Origin of the sequence: Agrobacterium cavarae, assembly GCF_004310285.1 — a bacterium.
GTDB classification, from domain to species: domain Bacteria; phylum Pseudomonadota; class Alphaproteobacteria; order Rhizobiales; family Rhizobiaceae; genus Agrobacterium; species Agrobacterium cavarae.
The window spans coordinates 392,616-411,002 of sequence record NZ_SISF01000032.1; the positions used below are offsets into that span (position 1 = coordinate 392,616).

Annotated in this window: 13 protein-coding genes; 3 read left to right on the top strand and 10 right to left on the bottom strand. The window is 57.5% G+C overall.

Annotation, left to right across the window (positions count from 1 at the left end; all coding sequences use genetic code 11):
* Window positions 1-40 precede the first annotated feature (40 nt).
* Window positions 41-2,758 (top strand): preprotein translocase subunit SecA, encoded by a 2,718-nt coding sequence (gene secA / locus EYC79_RS17770; RefSeq protein ID WP_130978810.1) that lies wholly within the window; start codon window positions 41-43, stop codon window positions 2,756-2,758.
* 120 nt (window positions 2,759-2,878) lie between these two features.
* Here the strand turns inward: secA and EYC79_RS17775 are convergent, their stop codons facing one another.
* The 4 genes from EYC79_RS17775 to EYC79_RS17790 all read right to left on the bottom strand — a co-directional run bounded on the left by EYC79_RS17775 (window position 2,879) and on the right by EYC79_RS17790 (window position 8,310).
* A complete protein-coding gene (locus EYC79_RS17775) occupies window positions 2,879-4,696 on the bottom strand; it encodes an alpha/beta fold hydrolase (protein WP_130978811.1) in 1,818 nt (605 codons plus the stop codon).
* 97 nt (window positions 4,697-4,793) lie between these two features.
* Window positions 4,794-6,050 carry a glycosyltransferase gene (locus tag EYC79_RS17780; protein WP_130978812.1) on the bottom strand — a complete coding sequence of 419 codons (1,257 nt, stop codon included), beginning with the start codon at window positions 6,048-6,050 and terminating at the stop codon, window positions 4,794-4,796.
* A 71-nt stretch (window positions 6,051-6,121) separates the two neighbouring features.
* Window positions 6,122-7,201 (bottom strand): glycosyltransferase family 4 protein, encoded by a 1,080-nt coding sequence (locus tag EYC79_RS17785; RefSeq protein WP_130978813.1) that lies wholly within the window; start codon window positions 7,199-7,201, stop codon window positions 6,122-6,124.
* Entirely contained in the window at window positions 7,198-8,310 is a 1,113-nt protein-coding gene (locus EYC79_RS17790; protein WP_165457069.1) for a glycosyltransferase, read from the bottom strand. Before EYC79_RS17790 ends, EYC79_RS17785 begins: the two co-directional genes overlap by 4 nt.
* Before the next feature lie 269 nt (window positions 8,311-8,579).
* Between EYC79_RS17790 and EYC79_RS17795 the strand changes: the two genes are divergently transcribed.
* Window positions 8,580-9,821 carry a glycosyltransferase gene (locus EYC79_RS17795; protein ID WP_130978815.1) on the top strand — a complete coding sequence of 414 codons (1,242 nt, stop codon included), beginning with the start codon at window positions 8,580-8,582 and terminating at the stop codon, window positions 9,819-9,821.
* A gap of 43 nt (window positions 9,822-9,864) precedes the next feature.
* Here EYC79_RS17795 and EYC79_RS17800 read toward each other — a convergent pair whose 3' ends face one another.
* Window positions 9,865-10,320 (bottom strand): NUDIX domain-containing protein, encoded by a 456-nt coding sequence (locus EYC79_RS17800; RefSeq protein ID WP_130978816.1) that lies wholly within the window; start codon window positions 10,318-10,320, stop codon window positions 9,865-9,867.
* Window positions 10,321-10,567: 247 nt separating this feature from the next.
* Here EYC79_RS17800 and EYC79_RS17805 point away from each other — a divergent pair, with 247 nt between their 5' ends.
* Window positions 10,568-11,869: an O-antigen polymerase gene (locus EYC79_RS17805; RefSeq protein WP_130978817.1), complete on the top strand. Its 1,302-nt coding sequence runs from the start codon at window positions 10,568-10,570 to the stop codon at window positions 11,867-11,869.
* Here the strand turns inward: EYC79_RS17805 and EYC79_RS17810 are convergent, their stop codons facing one another.
* The 5 genes from EYC79_RS17810 to EYC79_RS17830 all read right to left on the bottom strand — a co-directional run bounded on the left by EYC79_RS17810 (window position 11,870) and on the right by EYC79_RS17830 (window position 18,381).
* Window positions 11,870-12,787, bottom strand: coding sequence for an ATP-grasp fold amidoligase family protein (locus EYC79_RS17810; RefSeq protein ID WP_165457070.1), 918 nt, complete (start codon window positions 12,785-12,787; stop codon window positions 11,870-11,872).
* A gap of 41 nt (window positions 12,788-12,828) precedes the next feature.
* The gene (locus EYC79_RS17815; protein WP_130978819.1) at window positions 12,829-14,103 is read right to left on the bottom strand and encodes a lipopolysaccharide biosynthesis protein; all 1,275 of its coding nucleotides are present in this window, start codon (window positions 14,101-14,103) and stop codon (window positions 12,829-12,831) included.
* A gap of 33 nt (window positions 14,104-14,136) precedes the next feature.
* Complete coding sequence (locus EYC79_RS17820; RefSeq protein WP_130978820.1) at window positions 14,137-16,278, bottom strand: GumC family protein; 2,142 nt, start codon at window positions 16,276-16,278, stop codon at window positions 14,137-14,139.
* Between the two features lie 267 nt (window positions 16,279-16,545).
* Window positions 16,546-17,589, bottom strand: coding sequence for a Gfo/Idh/MocA family protein (locus tag EYC79_RS17825; RefSeq protein WP_062423962.1), 1,044 nt, complete (start codon window positions 17,587-17,589; stop codon window positions 16,546-16,548).
* Between the two features lie 6 nt (window positions 17,590-17,595).
* Window positions 17,596-18,381 carry a ThuA domain-containing protein gene (locus EYC79_RS17830; protein ID WP_062423961.1) on the bottom strand — a complete coding sequence of 262 codons (786 nt, stop codon included), beginning with the start codon at window positions 18,379-18,381 and terminating at the stop codon, window positions 17,596-17,598.
* Window positions 18,382-18,387: the final 6 nt, after the last annotated feature.

The following is an 18,387-nucleotide window of genomic DNA, read 5'->3' on the forward strand; positions in this document are numbered from 1 at the left end:
GAGCGCCCGACGAAACGAAATTTCAGAAAGGGCCAGTTGGATGGTCAGTCTCGGCGGCATCGCCCGCAAATTGTTTGGCTCGTCAAACGATCGCCGCGTTCGTTCCTATCGCACCAATATCGCAGCCATCGGCGCGCTCGAAGATGAGTTGAAAGCGCTTTCGGATGAAGCGCTTGCTGCAAAGACGGTGGAGTTTCGCCAGCAACTGGCCGAAGGCAAGACGCTCGACAGCCTGCTGATCCCAGCCTTTGCCGTTGCGCGCGAGGCTTCGCGCCGCGTTCTCGGCATGCGTCCCTTCGACGTTCAGTTGACCGGCGGTATGATCCTGCATCAGGGCGCCATCGCCGAAATGAAAACCGGTGAAGGCAAGACGCTGGTGGCGACACTTGCTGTCTACCTCAATGCACTTGCCGGCAACGGCGTGCATGTGGTGACGGTCAACGACTACCTCGCCAAGCGCGATGCCAGCATCATGGGCCGCCTCTATGGCTTCCTCGGCCTGACCACCGGCGTGATCGTGCATGGCCTGGACGACGACGAGCGCCGCGATGCTTATGCCTGCGACATCACCTATGCGACGAACAACGAACTCGGCTTCGATTATCTTCGCGACAACATGAAGTACGACAAGGCGCAGATGGTCCAGCGCGGCCACAACTACGCCATCGTCGACGAAGTCGACTCCATCCTCGTCGACGAAGCGCGCACGCCGCTGATCATTTCCGGTCCGCTGGATGACCGCTCCGATCTCTACAATACGATCGACGCCTTCATTCCGATGCTGACGCCGGAAGATTATGAAATCGACGAGAAGCAGCGCTCTGCGAACTTCTCCGAGCAGGGCACCGAAAAGCTCGAAAATCTTCTGCGCGACGCAGGCCTTCTCAAGGGTGAATCGCTCTATGACGTGGAGAACGTGGCCATCGTTCACCACATCAACAACGCTCTGAAGGCACACAAGCTCTTCCAGCGCGACAAGGACTACATCGTCCGCAACGGTGAGATCGTCATCATCGACGAATTCACCGGCCGCATGATGCCGGGTCGCCGTTACTCCGAAGGTCAGCATCAGGCGCTTGAGGCCAAGGAAAAGGTGCAGATCCAGCCGGAAAACCAGACGCTGTCGTCCGTCACCTTCCAGAACTATTTCCGCATGTACACCAAGCTTGCCGGGATGACCGGTACGGCCTCGACGGAAGCGGAAGAGTTCAACAACATCTACGGCCTGGACGTCGTGGAAGTCCCGACAAACCTGCCGATCCAGCGTATCGACGAAGACGACGAGGTCTACCGGACCGGCGAAGAGAAGTTCAAGGCGATCATCGAAGAGATCCGTGCAGCGCATGAGCGCAATCAGCCGGTTCTCGTCGGTACGACCTCGATCGAAAAATCCGAACTGCTCGCCACCATGCTGCGCCAGACAGGCTTTGAGAACTTCCAGGTTCTGAACGCCCGCTACCATGAGCAGGAAGCCTATATCGTCTCGCAGGCAGGCGTGCCCGGCGCTGTGACCATCGCCACCAACATGGCGGGCCGCGGTACGGATATCCAGCTTGGCGGCAACGTCGACATGCGCCTTGAGCGCGAACTGGAAGGCATTGAGCCTGGTCCGGAGCGTGATGCCAAGGAACAGGCGATCCGCGATGAGATCAAGGTTCTGAAGGAAAAGGCGCTTGCGGGTGGTGGTCTCTACGTCATCGCCACCGAGCGTCACGAAAGCCGCCGTATCGACAACCAGCTGCGCGGCCGTTCCGGTCGTCAGGGTGACCCCGGCCGCTCGAAGTTCTATCTGTCGCTCCAGGACGACCTGATGCGCATCTTCGGATCCGACCGTATGGACTCGATGCTGCAGAAGCTGGGGCTCAAGGAAGGCGAAGCGATCGTCCATCCGTGGATCAACAAGGCTCTCGAACGCGCGCAGAAGAAGGTGGAAGCCCGCAACTTCGAAACGCGTAAGAACCTGCTGAAGTACGATGACGTTCTTAACGACCAGCGTAAGGTCATCTTCGAACAGCGCCTCGAGCTGATGGAAGCCGACAATATCGGCGAGACCGCAGCGGACATGCGAAACGAAGTGATCGAAGCCCTTGTCGGCAAGCACATCCCGGAAAACGCCTATGCGGAACAGTGGGATATCGAAGGCCTGAAGGCTGGCGTTCAGCAATCTCTCAACCTCGACCTGCCGCTCGACGATTGGGCCAAGGAAGAGGGTATTGCCGAAGACGATATTCTTCAGCGTATCACCGAAGCTGCAGACAAGGTCATGACAGACAAGGCCGAGCGCTTCGGTCCGGAAGTGATGACCTATGTTGAGCGCTCCGTCATTCTACAGACGATCGACCATCTGTGGCGCGAACACATCGTCAACCTTGACCACCTGCGCTCTGTCGTTGGCTTCCGCGGTTACGCACAGCGCGATCCGCTTCAGGAATACAAGGCGGAAGCCTTCGAACTCTTCCAGGCCTTGCTCGCCAATCTGCGTGAAGGGGTCACCGCCCAGCTGATGCGTGTCGAACTGATGCGCGATCCGCCACAGCCAGCCGAGCTTCCGGAAATGACGGCGCATCATCTCGACCCGATCACCGGTGAGGATGAATTTGCCGTGGCCTCCGCCGGCAATGGGGACGTCTATGTTCCACCGGAACAGCGCAATCCAAACGATCCGTCCACATGGGGCAAAGTCGGCCGCAACGAGGCCTGCCCATGCGGATCCGGCAAGAAGTACAAGCACTGCCACGGTGTTTTCGAGCAGGCTTGACCCTTACCGTTGAAAACAATGAGCGCGTCATCTGAGTTTAAATCAGATGGCGCGCTTTTCTTTTGAGGCTACGCCAGGGATGGCCTTACGCCTTTTCTCACCGACTTTGAAAATCAGATCTTAATGCTTGGGCTGAAGTTGAAAGGCTAGTGTCTTCAACTCCAGCGTCCAGGCCTCGCGAGCTTCGGCGGTGGTGAGGTTGTGATCGGCCTTCGGGATGGCGACGATCTTAGGCGTGCCATATGGACCTCTCAAAAGACGCCCGCGCCGGCAGAAGTTGCGCTCAAGCATGCCAAAGCCAGCGTCTCCCTCGGAGTAGATTAAGGTGACCTTTGTATCGTTTCCGGCCAGTTTGCTGAAGTCGCGCGAGAGCGAACGGGCGCGTTCGGAAAAATAAGGGTACTTCACTGAAAGCGGGGTGAGAAAGGAAAACGCCTTCCCCACCAACGCCTTGAACAGATTGGAGAGGCCGCTTACCACGCGCACTTCGCCCCGCAGCACACGCTTCCAGAGCGCTCCGCTCATAAACTTGGAGCCATATCCAGACAGCGACTGACGGGTTGAGCGGAGAAACAGGTTCACGTCCACGTCGGCTGGAATATAGAGATCATAGAGGTTGACCGGAACGCAGCCCTTGATCCGCGGGTCTTTTACGGCGCTCTTGAAGGCGACCCACGCGCCGCTGCAACGTCCGGTCACGACGACAGGAAGCTGGTTTTCCGCTTCGAGAAAATCGACGGCAGCCATGACGTCGGTCAACTGGCTCGCATGATAGAGAATCTGCTCCGGCGCGCCCTCGGCAGGCGGGCTATCGGCAACATTTGCTCCATCGAAGCGAAGCGAGGCAATGCCTTGGCGGGCAAGGTCTCTGCACATTTGAGCTGATATACGCCCCCATCCCGACATGCGTTCATAGCCTGTTGGAGACACGATGACGGTGGCACCTTGTCGCTGACCAAGGGGTTCGCAGACGATGCCGTAGAGCCGTTTGTAATCGCCAAAGCGGACCGGGCGCTCTTGAAACCCATCGCCCGTCAGTGGTTGCGAAGAGAGACTTTGCAATAATGCTTCCTGCTGCGGCATTGCAGTCTTGCCGCTCTGCTTTGCCGCGACGTCGGCAGCCCAGCCAGAGAGCATCTCGATGGCCTTCAGGGACGGAACCGAGAAAAGCACGTCGCGTACAAAGTTGTTGTAGTCGGGAAACACCACCGACCGCAGCTCGGTATCGAGCGCAGCGAGATGGGTTGCGAACTGCTCGTCGGCCGGACGGTTCTCCTGCTTCAAGAGAAAAATATTGCGTGCAGGTACGCTTGTGGAAGACGATATGGCGATGGTGCGAAGACTGGCGGCGAGACTATCAGGGAAGACCTGTTCGCCCATGGCGGGGCCTGATGCCTGCGCCCTATGCTGCAGGGCATCAGGATTGGCGACACGACTCAAGGCCACGAACTCTCGAAGCCAGTGACGCCCGGACAAAGCGGGCGCGGCAAGCGCAAGACCAACCACATTGTCCATGCTTTCCGCAGCCTTCCAGGCCAGCAGCGCGCCAAGACCATGGCCAATGAGGATCAATTGACGGACTTGAGACAGCTCCCGCAGCTTCGCTGCCGCCGCGCGAATGCTGTCGAGCCATAGATCGAGACCCTTGTCGTAGTCGACCGGATCGATTGCGTCCCCCGTTCCGGGATAGTCAAAGCGCATGCTCGAGAGGCCGCGTGTCGCTAGATCGCCAGCAAGCAATCGCCAGAATTTACGTGCGCATAACTCTTCAAAGCCCCAGGAACTGACGAACAGGACCGCCGTGTCGGCACCCTCGCCGCTCAAGGAAACATCCGCCGGCTTATAAAGACCGACCGTGTTTGCAAATGTAACCGGATGGTCGACAGATGTCTGCTGCGTAGACACAGACATCTGACTGGAAGCGAAACCGGCGTTCATGTTCAATTCCCCTGCTTGCACCTATGGAGCGAAAGCAAAAATCGGACAATCGGCTAAATAAAATCTAAAGATACTGTGCTTTTCCAAAGTTATTACTTTAGAGAGCCTGAAGATGTAGATGATCCGGCCTCTGCGCCTCAACCAGAAGTGCGTTCAACCGTTCGTAGTAGCGCGATGCTTCAGCCGTCCCTTTAAAGCCCCGGATACCTGGAAAAAGTTTATCGCGCTCCGCCCACCAATTTCCGTGACCGATCTTAAGCGCCTTTTCCATCACCCCGGCGAGCGATCCGGCCACACTTGGATCATAGCACCAGCCCGTTTTCATATCTTCCACGATCTCGGGTGTACCGCCAAGATTGGTGGCGATGATCGGCACACCATAGGCCGCGGCTTCGATCAGGATGAGGCTTTGAGGCTCGCGCCAGCGAGAAGGTAGAATGACAGCATCCGCCACTCCGTAGACCTCCTCCGGCGGCGTAAAGCCCATGAAGGTGACCGGCGCGCCGTCAGCGATGGACTGCAGATGACGGACATAGTCTTCGCGGCCTCGACCCGCAATGATGAGCTTGGCAGAGCGACGGTTCGGCATGTCGACAAAGGCGCGGATGAGATCTTCGATACCTTTTTCCTCCGACAGAGCCCCGAGATAGCCAAAGGTGAAGATATCACTACGGGCGCTATCGCGGCCGACGAAAGGCCGATGAAGCTTATCCTCTCGGAGGTTCTCGTTCCTCAGCACGTGCCAGTCCGCTTTGGTGAGAACGCCTGCCCGAAGGTAGGTCTGTTTGAGGGCCTCGCTCACTGCAATAGCGGTCATTCCCTCGCCATCAGACTTCAGCCTCGACGTCAGAACACGGCATTTGAGGCACGGGGTGTCGCAATTTCCGCCAGCGCTGAACATGCTCGATTTTGGACAGAGCAGAGCGTAGTCATGCAGATGCACGCATAAGGGGATATTCAATTGCCGGCTGGCCTCGAAGAGCGCCGGCTGCATGCGTGCCGAGTTATGCGCGTAGACGAGGTCCACCTGCTCACGCGCGAATATCTCCCTGATTTCCTTGGCTGAAACGGCACCCACTGATGCCTTAAGATGCCAGCGCGCTTTCTCGATGCGCCCGACCAACGGTTTTTTATGTCCAGGGAGGTAGCTGTTGTGCCAATTCACCCGAACGACTCTGGTACCGTCTTCACCCGTCGCTTCGCCCGTCGGCGCTAACCTGTCGCCACTCATACCGAGCGAGAGAACGAAGACCTCGTGATGGCGCGCCAACTCCCTCGCGCACATACGCGCCACGATCTCCGCACCGCCCTCTTCCTGAGGCGCGAATGTCTGGGCTACGATACAAATCCGCATCGACTGGATTCACTTTCTTTCAACTGGCGCTCTGCCAGTCGACTATTACATTTAAGTATCTTCAATTTTACTTAAAGCTGCTCGGCAATATCAAGAAGGCGACCTGCGCTCCTGTCCCAAGAAAATTCTTGAGCGCGCTGGTAGCCACGCTCTATCATCTTTGCACGATGTTCTGGGTTGTGCAAAACCTCGTTGATCGCGCGCGCCATGTCGTCCGGCCGAAGGGGATCGAAGAACAGCGCCGCATCGCCGCAGACTTCCCGGGTCGGCGGAATGTCCGAAGCCAATACAGGGCAACCCAGCAACATGGCCTCCAGCGGCGGAATGCCGAACCCTTCGTAAAGGCTGGGAAAAAGAAGCGCAGTCGCTCCGGCATAAAGTCCAGCAATTTCCTCATCAGACAGGCGGCCTGTGAAGACGATCTTATCGGTGACAGAATTTGCTTCCGGTTCGGACGTCTCATAGGATTGAAAAACGCTGGATGCGGGCGCGCCTGCGATGACGAACTTGGGTGCTGCTGAACCCATCAGCCGGATAGCGTCCATGGCGCGCCGAATATTCTTGTTCGGCGTACGCGAGCCGACGAACAGGAGATAGGGTTCATCCGCAAGCCCCAATCGCGACACCACGGTCTCATCCCTGACAATTGCAGCCATGTGCTCGCAGCTGTTAGAAACAACGGCGACATCCTTGGTGCCGAAGGCACTTTCGAGCTCTCGCTTTGAGAACTCCGATACCGTGGCGATTTTTCCGCGGCGCGCGAGAAGACGGCCCAACAACCCGTGAACCAGCCGGTACTTGCGCGAAAAATTCTCCGGCGTGCGAAAAATCATCGCGTCGTGAACGACTGTGACCGCGCGCGAATGAAGGACGGGGCCGCTATTGCCAAGGTTGATGAGCCTGCCGTGCCGGGCGGCTTGGTAGAGGTTCGTCTGTTCCCATACATGCCCGGAAGACCGGCCCGCAGCCCGCTGCGTGATCGCGCGCAGAGGCAGCCTTTCCGTGGTACCCTCCGGCGTCAGCAGCACCCACTCGTCCGCGGTGGGGTTTTCGACCAGCCGTTTGTCGAGAGCAATGACGACCTCCCGGGCAAAACGCTGAACCCCACTCGTCGTTTGAGTGAGGAAGCGCCCATTGATAAAGGTGGTCATGCCAGCACACGCACCTCGGCGGTTTGCTTGCCCGTTATCTGGTCATAGAGATCGACAATATCGCCGTTCATCCTGTCGCTCTGATAACGGGACAGGAAACGCATATATCCAGCAAGGCCCATCTCGCGCCAACCCGCTCTATCGCGCGCCACGATCGTTTGCGCCAGAGCGTCACTATCGCCAGCGGGAACCAGAAAGCCCGTCTGCCCATGGCGTACGATCGAGCGAAGGCCACCAACGGCAGAAGCAATCACCGGCTTCCTGGCACGCATTGCCTCCACCGCAACGAGGCCAAAACCCTCCCAACGCGACGGCATGACCACCACGTCGGAGGCATTCATGTAGCCTGCAATCTCCTCGGGCGATTTCCATCCCAAAAGCTCGACATTGTCCGGAACCGAGATGGGCTTGTTTTGCTCTTCCTTCGTCGTGACATGAGCCCCGATGACTTTGACTGCGACCTGGCTACCGAGCGACTGGACGGCTTTCAAAAGCACATCGACACCCTTTTGCCGGTCGAGGCGTCCAACAAACAGCACCTTGAGACGTGGATCGCTCCATTCGACCGGAACCGCCACGGGCCGATTGCTCGACAGGCCGTTTTCGATCACGGCCATCCGGTCAGGAGAAATACCGGCTTCGATCCCTCTGTCATATTCGTGCTGTGAGATCGCAACGATCTTCTGGCACAAGGGCGCAAGCAGACGCTCACCCAGCTTTGCAACAGGACGCAGAGGGCCAAGCGTCTCCATGTCGAAAGACCATCCATGCGGACAGTAGACGACAGGGGGGAAATTTCGGTTGAGCGCGCCGACTAAGCGCACCGCCAGACCTGCAAAGGTCGAATGGGCATGCACGACGTCCGGACGAAACGATTGCACTTCTTCCGTGACCGCACGTGCCAGCGCCGAGAGAGATTTGTAACGGCCATTCCTTCGGAACGTGGCGATACAGGACAATGGAATATTTTGCACATGAGACAAGTGTCGGTCTGGGACGATCACCCTGACATTCGCCGCGCCGTATTTTGCCACCTGATGGGGCGCCACCTCACTGAGATATGTCGCAGGCCCACCCGGCAGTGTTTCAAAAACGTGCAGAACCCTCATTGTCTCTTCCCTTGGGCCACCCATTGACGTGGGTATACGCGGCGTTGTTGTTTTTGTTGCCCAGCGATTTTGTAAAACAGAATTCATGCGCTCGCCACCGATTTGCTCAACTGCGCCCTTCCTCCCGACTTCGAAGTGAAGAACTCTTGATTGATGCAATGACTTTAGACATGCTTTCTCAAGGAAGGTTTATTCAACATATTTAAAGAGTTGTTTGCGATTTAGGAACAATTGTAACGAACCACTCCCGATCAACGAGGGGAAGACGCGTGAAAATCTGCATCGTCTCGCAGACTTTTGCTCCCCAGGCAGAGGGAGGCGCTGAGATATCGGCACGCGCGGGAGCAATCGAGCTCGCCAAGACGCATGATGTGACCGTACTGGCGCTCGGAAAAGTCGGCGACCCTCTAGTGCCGCCAGGGGAAACCAGACTTGCCGGCAATGTACGCGTGGTTCGACTGCCCTGGAAGAACAGCTACCTGCCCGGCCACCTCAAGCCCTCGGTCAACTTTGCTCGTCGTGCCGCATGGCATCTGCGCACGGCCTTTGGCGCGCTTTGCGTAGAAGGACTTGCAGAATTTTTCAAGCGCGAGAATTTCAATCTCATCTACGCGCAGAACTCGTCCTACATGCAGCCCGCAATTTTCCAGGCCGCCGAGGACGCAGGGATCCCGATCTGTCTGCATCTTCGAGACTACGCCCTGCTCTGTCCGAAGACCAGTATGTTCCGAAGAGAGGATAATTGCGTAACGCCCTGCTTCGACTGCAGCCTGATCAATCGTCGCTTGAGACTACGCGGAAACGGCATAACGGTGATTGCAGTCAGCCACTTCGTGAAGCAGCGTTTCATCGAAAACGGTGTTCTGGCAGAAGCTGACTGGCATGTCATGCACAACAAGAACACGCCGCTGCAATCCTTCGACACAAGCGCCATTGGACGCACGACACCGATGGAGCGCATGTTTACCTTCGGTTACCTCGGTGCGCTGGCAAAGGAAAAGGGCGTTCCCGATTTGATCAAGGCCTTCAAGGCTTTGCCTGCAGGGAGCAATGCCCGTCTGGTCCTCGCGGGACGCGGTCGCCCGGGTGAGGAAGACCGTATCAAACGTCTTGGCTCAGTGGCCAATGTCGAGTTTCGCGGCTTCGTCACACCTCAGGAAATCTATCGCATCGCCGATGCTGTCGTCGTTCCCTCTCTCTGGCACGAGCCGCAAAGCCGTATCCTCGTTGAGGCTGGGGTCTATGGTGTTCCCGTCATCGGCAGCACGAGAGGCGGAACGCCGGAAATCATCGAAGCAGGAAAAACCGGCTGGTGCTACGATCCGGAGCAGCCGGGCGCGCTTGCCGGACTGCTGGCGAAAGCAGTCTCGATCGGCCCGGAGCGTTGGTGGCAGAGACGCGACGAGCTGTTCCCAGGGATCGCCTCATTTGATGGCACGGCGGAGCAATCCGGTTATTATGATAAGCTCGAGAAAATCCTAATGACGGCTGCCACTGGCTCCGCCGTGTAGTTTCTTCGACAAGAGCTACAGGTAAACTGCACTTCGCCAGAGCTTAGCTTTCCTCTTGATCACGTCCAAACAGCGATGACTTTGGATATGGCAGCGCCAACGTCGGCAACGCTCCCGAGTGGAAATAACGTATCGATCTCGTCTCAGTGTCAGGGATCGGCGCCTGTGGAGCCGTAACCTTGCACTTGAACAGCGTCACAACGTATTCAACCTCATCGCCGTTTGGATAAGTGTAGCGGAAATGCTTTCCGCCAAAAAGGTCGACGATCTCTTCGACAGCTATCGACAGGCCCGTTTCCTCGAATACCTCTCTAACGATGGCTTCCCGCGGAGTTTCGCCGGGCTCAATAGCCCCTGCTGGCAAGCTCCACCCCTCTCCAGACGACTTTTCCTGCAGCAACAACCGACCGTTCGAATCGTGAATCACCGCTGCGACCGACGGGCAGAGCAATAAGCCTTGGCCAAGCTTTTCGCGCAAAATTTGAATGTGAGATGTCATCCTAACGATCTCTCAGCAAGAGGGCTCGTCAAGCCAGAAATGCCCCGAGCGCCCAGAAGAAATCAGTAGCACAAAATCGGCAGAGATCGGAAATCCGATCATGATTGGCTGTGGACGTCCAACCAACAAACATGGTCAACAATATCTTAAGAGATTTTGGGCATGGTGATGGCAATGAAACGTAGCCTGAACCGAAGCGGGTTCAGCTGGCCGATTTTGCAGCCCGGCACGTGAACAAGGCTTGGAAATGTCCAATCTCGCTTGGCTCATCCTCATTCTCGGCTGGTTGATCTTCGTCCTCTATTATATCAGCTCCTTCTTGCGATGGGGGGTGCTGACACTCTCCTCCTATTTCTGGCTTCGTTACACCGTCCTGCCAGTCCTCATCATGCCCATCTTCGCCGGCTCGGAGAAGAACATGGAGGCTGTTGGTGGTGCAATCTTTGCCATCCGGCAGCACCTCGACCAGGCCTTCTTTCTCTCGGTGCTTGGCGTCGTCTTTCTCATTGTCGGCATGGGCCTTGCGACATTCAGTTCAGGCCGAAGCTACCTCTTCGACTTCATTGAAAGCGGTTACTCTTTCTGGCAGACGCGTACCGGCGCTTGGCTGTCCTTCCTCATCATTCTTCTGGCAACGGCGGGGCTGTTCGCTCTGGGAGTGAGGCCCTTCGAGGGTCGCGAATTCGCGTTCGAAAACCCCTCGATCCGCCCGGTCATCAATCTCTACGCTGTCATTCTTCCGACCACCGCGATCAGCCTGCTGGTCTATGGTTTTGCCGGGGGCCGGAAATTCATTGCCATGGGCCTCTTCTGCAGCGTGCTTGGCTTGATGATCGGTACGCGCGGCGCCAGTATCGAAGCGCTCTTCGCCTTCGTCATTTGCATCATCATTGCCTACCGATACCGCAACCTCCTCGTCTTCGGTGCTTCCGCCTTCGCGTTTATCCTCGTCGCCGTAGGCCTCGGCATATTGCGCTCGTCTACAGATGGCCAGGCGGCGCCCGACTTGATCGACAGCCTGAGCGCCCAGATCTTCTACGGCAACAACTTCTCGGATTTTCGCGACTACGCGTGGATCCTGAGCGGCTTCAAAGGCCAGTTCTACCACGGCATGACCTATCTGGCCGGCTACACCGCACTGATCCCGGCCTTCATCAGCGAGTTTAGAAACGACTACCGCACCGGCGTCATCACCACGACGCTCGCAGGGCTCGATCCCGAATTCCATGCAGGCCTGCGCCCTACCCTCTTCGGCGAGGCCTACCTCAATTTCGGCATCCCAGGCATCATTTTTGCCGCAACGCTTTTCGGCTTCTACTTCGGCAAGCTGCATCTTTGGGTCCACACGGACCTGCCACGCAATGGCTTAGGGGTGAGGCGCGTGGCCTGCGGTTACATCGCGTTCCTGTTCCTGTTCAACGCGGTCTTCACCCCGAGCTTCTACTACGTCTATGTTGTGTCGGCGTGGCTCCTGGGCGGCATCATCCTGTCGTGGCTTCTCACTGTCCCAGATCGCACGGACACCAACGACCTCCCTTCGGCAGGCTGATCACCCCTCCACCGATGTGCGAAATCGCCCTTTGGGATTAGCGCGCCAGAAGGTGCCCAGCCAGGCATCTGTTGATGGTGGACGGAAGGCGCCAAATCCCGACGTTGGAGAGAAGGTCATTTCCCCGAAAACCGGTCCTGACGGCTTGTCGTAAAAGTCGATGCGAACAAATTCGAAGCCCTGCGCCAGGGTGCGGGCCGCGGCGAGAATGGCATCGAGATGCGGAGGACGCGGCAATTCCTTGTCTTCCATCGGGTAGTAGTGGCCGAAGGACAGCTTATTCCAATGTTCGTCATAAAAGCAGCGGCGGTGATCGCTGAAGCGCGCCGTATCGATCTGGATGCAGGGAATATCGTCTTCGAAACAGAACAGCTTGTAGTCCACCGGCGCTTCGCCGTTTTCGCCGATAAAGGGTTCGATGAAGAGTTCCGGTTCGATATGGTTGTACCATTCTTCCGCAAGACGCCAGGCGGTACGTCCCTGGAGCCAGAGGTCGCATTTCTCCTTGGCGCCGACGAGATCGTCGGGCCCATAGACGAAGATGTTCCGATCCGAACCGTGATTGACCTTGATGACATAGGGAAACGGCAAGGGCGGACAATCGTCGAGGTTCTTGCCCCGCCAAAGCGTCGGTGTCACCCATTCATCGCCAAGCACCTTGGCGACATGCGCTTTGACAGCGATCTTGTCGCTCAGCATGATCAATCGCGGATCGTCCGCAGGTTCACGCCACGCGATCTTGCGCGCAACCAGATGTTCGTTGAGTGTCTTGGGGTTATTGATGTTGGGCCAAAGCCGGTGATAGCGGAAATACTGCAGTTGGGTCGCCTGTTTGATCGGCAGGCTGTGTATGGTGGCGTGATAGAGCGCCTTTAGAAGCTTCCCCAACACGGTTTTCTGCGGTTGACCGACTGCCATGCCCATCCCCTTTAGCCTGCCCCCAGCAGGCATCAATTGCTTTAAATATTCCTTGAAGCTCGCCACAGCATGAGCGCCGAAACACTCGCCGTTATCAGGGCCGTCACAAGCGCTGCGAGCCCCGCTCCCATGAAGCCCAAGGCGCTGATGAGAAGAAAGCTCATGCCGATCGAGATAATAACGCTGGAAAGATTGACGACGGCGTAATGGCCGTCCTTTCTGAGGCTGCTCATGCCAAAACCCATGAGATCGGTGCAGGCGCGAACCGCAGCCGTGACCAGCAGCAGGGCAAAAACACCCTCGTGCTCAATAAGCGCAGGCATGTTCATAACCTCCACCACTACACTTCCCGCAACGAAAATCGCCACGCCGAGAATGAGGCCAGCCACGGCAGTCTTGGTAAATTGCCGGACCATCATCCGCCGCCATTCCCCGGCCGAGCCGTCGTTGTAAGCCTTGAATAATTTTGGGATGGCGATTTGCAGGACAGCCGTCGAGATCAGCGTCTGCAACGCATTCGCCAGCGACCAGTAAAAGGTGTAGACGCCCGTCAATGACAGCGTCAGCAACAGCGAAATGATATAGCGGTCGGCATAGACAAGCCCGACATTGCAAATCTCGCTGATGTGGATCATCCAGGAGCGGCGCATGCGGCTCTTGATCCAGTCATAGCGCACCGGCGCTTTGGCGATGCGCGCAAGCGGCCAGTGTCGCAGGGCGTAAAACAGGCCGATAAACATGCCGATATACCCAAGCGACCAGCCGACGAACACTGTTTCCACGTTGCGAAACGCTGGGAAGGCAAGACCTAGAGCAATCACGGGCAAGACCCAGGACGTCGTTCGCAGGAAGAAAAGGATATTGGCGGCGCTTGCCATCTCCTTGGAGATCAAGGGCATGTGGATGTCACACGAGATCGTCTCCAACCAGACGATGATCAGGATAACGACATATAGAGGTTTGATCGGATAATTGAAGATGAACGCTGCGGCGACCGCCAGTAGCGTCATCAAGAACAGGGACGCAATCGTCACCGCAAGCCGTGTCTTCATATAGGCGCCGGTCACGCCGTTCGATTTACCACTGACATCACGGGCGATGAAGTAGTTGAGTCCCCATCCAAGGATCGCCGGCGCGGTGGTGACGACGCCGAGCGCCAGGCCATAGATACCCGCCGCCTCCAACCCCATGAATTTAACGATATAGAAGGAAAGCGCGAAGCGCAGAACGAGCGTCGATCCGCGAAGTCCGGTATTGAAGAGAATACTGAGGCCTGTGGCTCCAAGGCCCTTCTGCCAGAATGGGATGCGCTTCATGGCGAGATGCCTACTGTCTGCCAAGACCGGGCCTCAATAATGCAGGCCGGTACGGTCTTGGCGAACCACCCGTGCCTGCTTCAGCCCACTTTCTTCGAGAGCCACGAGCGAGAGAACGGTGCTTCCGGCATCGTCCTCATTTTGCATGAGAACGACCTCGTCGACCATCTTGGCAATCGGTGCGGAGATGGGATGCGCACTGGCAATCCCGCCATCGACAACGATAAGATCGAAAGCCTCGTTTTCCTCGCTCACCATTTTGCCCGACAGATGAGCCTGAAGATCAGCACCAGCGGGCAGGAATTTCATCAGCACCGTGTCTTCGAAATCGACAATTCCCCCACGCTCATCACTATCTGTGACAGCGTTGTCTGCGGCGGAGGAGGAGGCGTCCAGCAACATGCGCGTCAATGCCGGATCACGGCTTGCGCCGTCCGCCAACAGCACGCGCCGTCCCAGGCGCGCGGCAGCATGGGCCAAGTTGAATGCCGTATGCGAGGCGCGATTTTGAGGTCCGACGGCTGCCACGAGCACCGCATATCCCTGTGCCAAAGGAACCGAAGAGCACAGTTCCTTCACAAGCCCCGCATAGTCGTCCTTCTCATTGGCCAGAAGCGCGCGGCTGCGCTTGGCAGGTATGATACCTGACGCAAAAGTTACGGGTTCGGGAACAGGCTCTGGCAAAGCAACAGGTGCAACCGTCGAAACCGGCGTCGATGGAACAGTCTGAAGCTTTTCTTCAGGCGGCGTGATCGCAGGCTTTTCCGGCTTCGCCCTCTTGAAGCGATTGACAATGGAAGGGGTAGCAGCGGCGACCGCTGGCCTTCGTCCACCGAACTGGTCGCGCAGCACCAGAATACCGGCTGCCAGGATCATGCCGAAGAGTCCGGCACCGGTGGCCAGCAAGGCTCTCGGCGGTCCAGCCTTTTTCAACGGCGCCTCGGCAACGGAGATGATCCGCGAATTTTCCGTCGGCGTTCCCTGCTGCTCGGAAAGCTGGCGCGTCCGCAGCAGGAAGGATTCGTAGACGGCACGGTCGCTGTCGAGCTTGCGCTGAAGCTCGCGCAGTTGCACCATCGTGCTTTCTTCGCCGTTTTGATTGCGCGTCAGCCGGTCAAGATTGGCCTGAAGAAGGGCCAACTGGTTTTTCAACCGGTCGAGATTGCGCGACGTGGTGGTGGAGAAATTGCGAAGCTGGTCGTCCAAAATTGTGGCAAGCGACTGGGTTCTCGCTCTTGCTGCTTGAAGCGCTGGATGCTGCGCGCCGAGCGAGGTTGCGAGAACGGCCTGTTCCTCCTGGCTTTGCTGGTACCGGGCTCTGAGCGAAATGATCGAGGGAGTCAGCGACGAATCCGGGATCGAGCGCAGATATTGCCGGTCGTTACGCGCCTGCCTCAGTTCGGAGACGAGTGCCTCGTTCTCCGCAATCGTGCCTGAAAGACGCGCTATCTCCCCATTGGTGTCGGAAATCTGCTGCTCGATATCGGGACGCCCGGCGACATTGGCGAGGTTGTGGGTTGCCCTGTAGGCCTGAACGGCACGGTCACCATCTTCCACGGCCTTGCGCAGTTGCTCTAACTGTGCGGACAGGCCACCGCCCGTGCGCTTCAGCGTGTCGGCATTCATCTCCGAACGGAGTTCCAGATAGGTATCGGCAATCGTATTGGCGAGCTTTGCCGCCTGCTCCGGGCTGCTGGATCTCACAGTGACATTGACGATGAAGCTCTTGCCGACGATCGCAACAGACTCGGCCTTGCGCAGTCTATCGACCGCAAGCTGCGTGCGGCTTTTGCTGTCGGTATATTCGGAATTGTATGCACCGAAGTCTGGATCGTTCTGCAGATTTTCCTTTTCGACGACGCGGGTCAGAAGCTCATTCGACGTCAGCAGATATTGCTGGTTCAGCACGTGGGAATCGACCGCTCGCGGCTGGGCGGTTAGATCGCTGTCCAAAATCCTGGAGCCTTCCGGATCAAGCAGGATTTGAGTTGTCGCAGAATAGTAATTTGGGATGAGCAGCGACACGCCGAAGGCGGCAGCTGCCAGAAGCAGTCCGCTCAAAAGGATGATGAGGATATTACGCCATAGAAGAGCGAAGAGCCGCAGCAGGTTTTCCGGTCCATGCGTGGGTTCGCGATAGCTCGCCCCGTCCATCACGCCCTGATTCATCGCCATCTCAGTTCACCGGCCCATAACGCAAACACATAAAAGCAGACGAGGAACTGGTGAGGACAACATCACCATGACCCGCGCGACAGAGATGTCCAAGCTTTAAAGATGGCCGCTTCAGTATATCGGCGCTCCAGCACAGACACTCTCTGGATCACCCTAGAACAGCACCTGTTAACATACCGTTTGTCGGGTGTTGGCGAGCCTTAATGCAAGAAGGCCGCGGAGCGGGCGGCTCCTCGGCCTTCAATGTCTGTGCTGACTGTCGAAACCTCAGACGGCGATTTCGCGTCGCTCGCGATCGGTGATGATCGAGAGGTCGAGGATCTTCTGCAGGTTGGCCGCGTGACGGAAATCAGGATCGGCGACCCCACCCTCCATCACGGCCTTGGCGAATTTCTCGTAATTGGTCGGCACGGGTTCCGGCTCGATATCCCGCCAGACCGCCTTTTCGATATCCTCGCCAAGGCAACCGCGCAGCGTCGAATATTCCGGCGTATGGACGACCTCAAGCGCGCCCTTGTCGCCATGCAGGCGCAGGCGAAGCTCGTTCAGGTGGCCGGTCGCCCAACGGGTAGCGTGAATGACGCCCATGGCGCCGTTCTGCAATTCCGCCGTCATGGTGAAGCTGTCATTTGCATCGAGATCATAGACGTCGATCCGGTTACCCTCATACTTGTCGAAGGTCTTCAGACGCGTGAAGATGCGCTCCACATCACTTCCCGCACCATAGGACGCAAAGTCGAGAATGTGGATGCCGACATCGCCCAGCACACCGTTTGAGCCGTGCTTGGTCGACAGGCGCCAGAGCCATTTGCTCTCCGTCATCCAGTCGCCCCAGGCTTTCGACACCAGCCAGCTCTGGAGATAGGATGCCTCCAGGTGGCGAAGCTTGCCGATGCGACCGTCCAGCACCATCTTGCGCGCTTCCTGTAGCGGAGCAACATTGCGATAGGTGAGATTGACCATGGCAACGAGACCGGCCTGTTCGGCGGCATCCGCCATTTCGGCAGCCTTGCCATAGGTTTCCGCCAGCGGTTTTTCGCAGAAGACGTGCTTACCGGCAGCAAGCAGCTTGAGGCTGGTTGGGTGGTGGATTGCGTCAGGCGTGACGTTCGCCACCGCATCGAACTCGCCCCAGGCAAGGGCATCATCCAGCGAGGTGAAGGTCAGCGGAATGTTGTGGCGTGCGGCAAAGGCGCGGACGATTACCTCGTCCACATCCACTGCTGCAACGGTTTCCACACCGGAAATCTGAGAGAAATGGGTGGCGTGCGTGTTCGCCATGCCACCGGTACCGAGAATAAGAAGCTTCATGATGGATTACCTGTAACCTGCTTCACCAGCCTGGTGCAGTTTGGGGCCGCGCTCTTCGATAGGCTCAAGCGCCTTGTCGACCGGCACGTTCGGGGCATCGTGGATGCTCTTCAGCGCGCCTGCCGGATTGTAGGCCCATTTGACCGAGTTGCTGATGACCGTCTGAATATTGGCGTCGTGGTAGGTGGGATATGTTTCATGTCCCGGACGGAAATAAAAGATGTTGCCCGCACCGCGGCGCCATGTGAGACCGGAGCGGAAAACCTCGCCGCCCTGGAACCAGGAAATAAATACGGTTTCAAGGGGTTCTGGCACGGAGAACTGCTCCCCGTACATTTCCTCGTTTTCCAGTTCAAAATGCTCCGGCAGGCCGGCGGCGATTGGGTGACGGGGATTAATGGTCCAGATGCGTTCACGCTCGCCGGCTTCGCGCCACTTCAAGGCGCAGGGCGTGCCCATCAGCCGCTTGAACGGCTTGGAGAAGTGACCGGAGTGGAGAACGATGAGACCCATGCCTTCCCAGACGCGCTTGGCGACGCGCTCGACAATTTCGTCCTGAACGGCGCCATGGTCCTTGTGGCCCCACCAGACCAGCACATCGGTCTCGTCCAATCTCGCCTGCGAAAGCCCGTGCTCGGGCTCCTGCAGGGTGGCGGTCGTCGCATTGATCTCCGGGTCCTTGTTCAAGGCATCGGCAATCGTGTTGTGCATGCCGTTGGGATACACAGCACGAACCGTCTCATTGATATGCTCGTGGATGTTCTCGCCCCAGACGACGGTATTGATGGTCATAGATAT

What these genes read in the sequence shown, in the direction of transcription:
- secA (WP_130978810.1), top strand. Translation starts at nt 41, where the DNA reads ATGGTCAGTCTCGGCGGCATCGCCCGCAAATTGTTTGGCTCGTCAAAC.
- EYC79_RS17775 (WP_130978811.1), bottom strand. Translation starts at nt 4,696, where the DNA reads ATGAACGCCGGTTTCGCTTCCAGTCAGATGTCTGTGTCTACGCAGCAG.
- EYC79_RS17780 (WP_130978812.1), bottom strand. Translation starts at nt 6,050, where the DNA reads ATGCGGATTTGTATCGTAGCCCAGACATTCGCGCCTCAGGAAGAGGGC.
- EYC79_RS17785 (WP_130978813.1), bottom strand. Translation starts at nt 7,201, where the DNA reads ATGACCACCTTTATCAATGGGCGCTTCCTCACTCAAACGACGAGTGGG.
- EYC79_RS17790 (WP_165457069.1), bottom strand. Translation starts at nt 8,310, where the DNA reads ATGAGGGTTCTGCACGTTTTTGAAACACTGCCGGGTGGGCCTGCGACA.
- EYC79_RS17800 (WP_130978816.1), bottom strand. Translation starts at nt 10,320, where the DNA reads ATGACATCTCACATTCAAATTTTGCGCGAAAAGCTTGGCCAAGGCTTA.
- EYC79_RS17805 (WP_130978817.1), top strand. Translation starts at nt 10,568, where the DNA reads ATGTCCAATCTCGCTTGGCTCATCCTCATTCTCGGCTGGTTGATCTTC.
- EYC79_RS17810 (WP_165457070.1), bottom strand. Translation starts at nt 12,787, where the DNA reads ATGGCAGTCGGTCAACCGCAGAAAACCGTGTTGGGGAAGCTTCTAAAG.
- EYC79_RS17815 (WP_130978819.1), bottom strand. Translation starts at nt 14,103, where the DNA reads ATGAAGCGCATCCCATTCTGGCAGAAGGGCCTTGGAGCCACAGGCCTC.
- EYC79_RS17820 (WP_130978820.1), bottom strand. Translation starts at nt 16,278, where the DNA reads ATGGCGATGAATCAGGGCGTGATGGACGGGGCGAGCTATCGCGAACCC.
- EYC79_RS17825 (WP_062423962.1), bottom strand. Translation starts at nt 17,589, where the DNA reads ATGAAGCTTCTTATTCTCGGTACCGGTGGCATGGCGAACACGCACGCC.
- EYC79_RS17830 (WP_062423961.1), bottom strand. Translation starts at nt 18,381, where the DNA reads ATGACCATCAATACCGTCGTCTGGGGCGAGAACATCCACGAGCATATC.